General features: G+C 42.2%; 4 protein-coding genes. 1 reads left to right on the plus strand and 3 read right to left on the minus strand.

Features of this window, described 5'->3' with window-relative positions; all coding sequences use genetic code 11:
- Positions 1 to 1,342: 1,342 nt before the first annotated feature.
- Positions 1,343 to 2,236 carry a TPR end-of-group domain-containing protein gene (locus H5183_RS15790; RefSeq protein WP_182732151.1) on the plus strand — a complete coding sequence of 298 codons (894 nt, stop codon included), beginning with the start codon at positions 1,343 to 1,345 and terminating at the stop codon, positions 2,234 to 2,236.
- On the opposite strand, the gene H5183_RS15795 is transcribed toward H5183_RS15790, so the two are convergent.
- The 3 genes from H5183_RS15795 to H5183_RS15805 form a co-directional block, all read right to left on the minus strand.
- Positions 2,225 to 2,545, minus strand: a complete 321-nt coding sequence (locus H5183_RS15795) for a hypothetical protein (RefSeq protein ID WP_182732152.1) — start codon at positions 2,543 to 2,545, stop codon at positions 2,225 to 2,227. The genes H5183_RS15790 and H5183_RS15795 overlap by 12 nt on opposite strands.
- 50 nt (positions 2,546 to 2,595) lie before the next feature.
- Positions 2,596 to 3,420, minus strand: coding sequence for a nuclear transport factor 2 family protein (locus tag H5183_RS15800; protein WP_182732153.1), 825 nt, complete (start codon positions 3,418 to 3,420; stop codon positions 2,596 to 2,598).
- Positions 3,421 to 3,482: 62 nt separating this feature from the next.
- Positions 3,483 to 4,223: a ferredoxin--NADP reductase gene (locus tag H5183_RS15805; protein ID WP_182732154.1), complete on the minus strand. Its 741-nt coding sequence runs from the start codon at positions 4,221 to 4,223 to the stop codon at positions 3,483 to 3,485.
- Between the last annotated feature and the right edge of the window lie 155 nt (positions 4,224 to 4,378).

Consider the following 4,378-nt stretch of genomic DNA (forward strand, 5'->3'; position numbering starts at 1 on the left):
CAGACCGTCGCTCGAAGCACTTTTTATCTTCTCCGTGCAGCGAAGCGCCTCAGTGCCCCTCGGTGGTAAAAGTGGTTTTAAGATAATCACGGCTAAAGCCAGTTCCTACGACAGTAAAAGGAGCTAGGTGCTAGGATCAGCTCGTCGCTCGAAGCCAGCAGCTTTTGCCTTCCTCATTTCCCCTCATTCACTGCTCATTGTACAAAAAGTTATTAACTGACTGATTCACCACAGAGGTTAAGAGACGCTGCGCTGGTGAGAAAGAATATAAAGACCGCGTCAGCAAGCTTAACGCCTACGGTAGTAAAAGGCGCTAGGTACTAGGGTTAGCCCGCAGACCGTCGCTCGAAGCACTTTTTATCTTCTCCGTGCAGCGAAGCGCCTCAGTGCCCCTCGGTGGTAAAAGTGGTTTTAAGATAATCACGGCTAAAGCCAGTTCCTACGACAGTAAAAGGAGCTGGCTTGGATTAGCCCGTTGCTCGAAACACTTTTTATCTTCTCCGTGCAGCGAAGTGCCTCAGTGGCCCTCGGTGGTAAAAGTGGTTTTAAGATAATCACGGCTAAAGCCAGTTCCTACGACAGTAAAAGGAGCTAGGTGCTAGCTTTAGAGAAAGAATATAAAGACCGCGTCAGCAAGCTTAACGCCTACGGTAGTAAAAGGAGCTAGCTAGGGTTAGCCCACAGACCGTTGCTCGAAGCACTTTTTATCTTCTCCGTGCAGCGAAGCGCCTCAGTGCCCTCGGTGGTAAAAGTGGTTTTAAGATAATCACGGCTAAAGCCAGTTCCTACCACAGTAAAAGGAGCTTGGTGCTAGGGTGTATTCCGTAGCACCAAACCCGAAGCCGGTTTATAGGTCGCGAGGTAAACTCGCGGCTACAATTTTTAAATCATTTTGATAACCCTGTCACCAGAATATTTACTCAACAATGACCGTATTCTTTACGAGCAAATTGTTTAGTTACCATGCAATATCACCCAACGGTGGCTAAGGTAAATGATCTGCGTGGAGTTAATGGGGCCAAAAAGTATTTTCCAATATTTGTAATGCTATAAATATTAAGACGTTGTTCAGATATATTTGGTTATTATAAACGCTCACTCCTGTTGATATCCCTAACGACTTTAAGTTGTTTAAGCAGTTTGGCCAGCTCTTCTTAGAGCTGGTTTTTTTTTGCCTGTTTTTACTGGCTTCATTTTCTTCCACTACAGCAAAGCAGCAATTACCCAGCATATTGCTGTAAAAATAACCTCGAAAAATCAACGCGGCCTAGTTACTCATAGGTAGTCATGTTACAGTTTCAGTAATTTACTTAGCACTTTAATTTATCGACTAGGCAGTAGTATGCGTCATTATTTTGTATCAATTTTACTTCTTTTTGCCACTTTTGTGGCAGCTCAGGCACAGGCTGAAGAGTCTCGCGCTGCACCCAGCCCACAACAGCAACAACAGGCACTCAAAAAACTTCAAGAGCCGATGTATAGACCCTTGATGGAACGCTATATTCTTGATGAACTCAAAGCGGTACGCCAAGATCAGCAAAAACTACGTGAAGACGTTACCAAACAAGTCACTCATGCTCAGCTTGATACCGCAGACCGCGCACTGACTTACACCACTGATACAATTAATAATGTATTTTTTATCATCACTGCCACAGCCTCTATTTTGGTACTGGTTGGTTGGAACTCGTTACGTGATGTAAAAAACAAAGTAGAAGATATTGTAAATACCCGTGTCAGCGTGATCACTAATGAATACGAAGCACGGTTGAATACATTTGAAGAAAAGCTACGCGAGCGCTCTGAAGAAATTTTAAGTAACCAACAAAAAATATCTGTTACCAATGAAGTCCACTCTTTATGGATGCGTGCAAATTTAGAAAGCGATATAGCCAATAAGATCGAAATATTTGATGAGATTTTAAAACGTAAACCCGAAGATGTTGAAGCTATCGCTTACAAAGCCGATGCATTACTAGAGCTTAATGAAACAGCTCAGGCGATAGAGTTGTGTAACCAAGCCTTGGATATAGACAGTGACTATGGCTACGCTTATTGGCAACGTGCATGTGCTTATGCGTTGACGCATAAACACGCTGATGCGTTGGCCGATATAAAAATGTCGTTGGAGTATTCACCAAACTTACGTAATGAGCTATTACATGAAAGTGCATTTGCCAGTTTGCACGACAACGGCAGCTTTAATGCGATTGTATCTGGCGACTTAACGTTCTAAAAAGCTTTCGATTGCTTGAGTGAGCAGTTCGTCGAGTTGCTCTTCAAACTCATCTTTGTTGGTTTTAAAGTGCGCAAGATAAGCCTGCGCATGCTGATCAGACAACAGCCGAGCATTAATACTGTATTCGCGCTCGGCTTTAGTTTTATCAAACCGCGGGGTAAAGTGATAAAGGGCAAAATAAGGGGCGAACAATTGCTGATTAGCATAATCGCAGAAACGCTCAATGGTTTGTGCTCCCGTTGGCCCTAAACAGCCTGGCTCTACACGATAAAGTAACTGAATTTTTTTATCATCACTAATTTGCATGCTAGTCGCGGCCCCTTTATCTGCCTGTAATCAATCTGCTTACTAATACTCTATCTAAAAAAGAGTACTTTGGTTATTTTGCCATTTTCAACTTGATAGCTAGAGATTAACTCTCCGCGCTTATCAACTACATTTGGATCTGTTGAACAGGTTTCTGAAAGTTCATGATCGATAACGATATTACCGTGCACAATACGTTTAATTGGGGATGATTTTATACACTTTAATTTTTTAAACATTATTCCGTAACGGGCAATCAGTTTTTCTTTGCCCTTAAAAAGTAACTCGTTTGGAAAGGCATAAAACTCTACATTTTCATCATACATACTAATAAATGCGTCGATGTTTCTGGCATTATACGCCTTAATTAATTGCTCAATAACGGCTAACGATTCGCGTGACTGTTTGGCTTTAACTTGTTGTTTGAGTGTTAGCGCTTCTTTAGCTTGGATCACCGCTTGCTCTGCTTGTGCGACAGCAAGCTGTTTTTCTTGTTGTGTTTTAGGAAGTTCAGCAGGTTTTGCCGCTTCAGTACCAAGTACCTTACTGGTATCAACTTCAGGCTCGCTTGGTTTGCTGGTGTCTGTTTTAATTGGCTGTGTTGGTTCAACGTTTACAGGCTCAGCTGATTGCTTATTTTCTGGCGTTAAGGTGATCACCGCAGGGCTATCTTGTAGTTCAGCCTCAGTTGATTTTGTTGAGGCTTTACTCTGCACTGATTTTTCTTCGCCAGTGCTAGTGTCAGTCGTTTTTACTGCAGCAGGCAATTTAGCTGCAGTTGTTTCAGTTTTAGTCTGTGGTTCAACTACATCAGCTGCAGTTGCTAATAACTGCCACGGAAATAGCAAACTTACTAAAAAAAATAACGGTTTCATACTGTTCCTGAGTAATTTAAGAAACTCTAAAATAACAAAATTTACCGGATCGCGATAGCTTTTTACCAATACTGCTCAACGGTGATTTGCCCAGGCTCCCTACGACGATTGCGAGTGTAGCCTTGCTCGGTTAATAATGCGCTGGTGTCTTTAACCATTTGTGGATTACCACAGATCATAAATTGACTATTTTGCGGGCTAACTGCGCTATCACAATGCTTAAATAAGGTGCCATCGGCGATTCGATCAGTAATACGCCCATCTAAGCCGACAATTGCCTGCTCGCGACTCACTACGGGCAGATAACTCAATTGCGGATACTGCTGCTGTAACTGCGCAATTTTTGCTTGATAACTTAAATCTGCATTCAAACGCACACCATGCACTAAGGTAACGTGCTTAAATTGCTGCCACACATCAGGCTGCTCTAAAATGGATAAAAACGGCCCAATTGCGGTTCCGGTGCTAAGCATAAATAACTGTTCACTGGCGGGGATTTCATCAATAGTAAAAAATCCACTGGCGCGGCTTTCAATCATCACCGTATCGCCGGGTTTAAGCTTGGCTAATTGTTGTGATAATAAGCCATCTACCACGTTAATAAGATAAAACTCTAAATCGGGAGAGCTTGGTGCATTTACGTAAGAGTACGCCCGTGCAATACGTTTTTCATCCATCATCATAGAAAGCTTAGTAAACTGTCCTGCTTTAAACGGCTCCACATCGGCATTCACAATTAAACTAAATAACGTATCAGTCCACCAAACAATATCTTTAACACTTGCCTCAACCCAATTAGACACAATTAACACTCCTTAATTATTGCTTTGTATAACAGTGGCAAGAGTGCACAGCATTGTCAATGTTTGCGAGTTTGCGAGTTTTCTCAGTATGAATTTTTAAACGCTGTAGTCAAGTACTTCGTCTCTTTACTCCGACTAACTTTACCCTTGCTAAC

It is taken from the genome of Pseudoalteromonas sp. SR44-8 (assembly GCF_014163635.1).
Lineage (GTDB): Bacteria > Pseudomonadota > Gammaproteobacteria > Enterobacterales > Alteromonadaceae > Pseudoalteromonas > Pseudoalteromonas rhizosphaerae.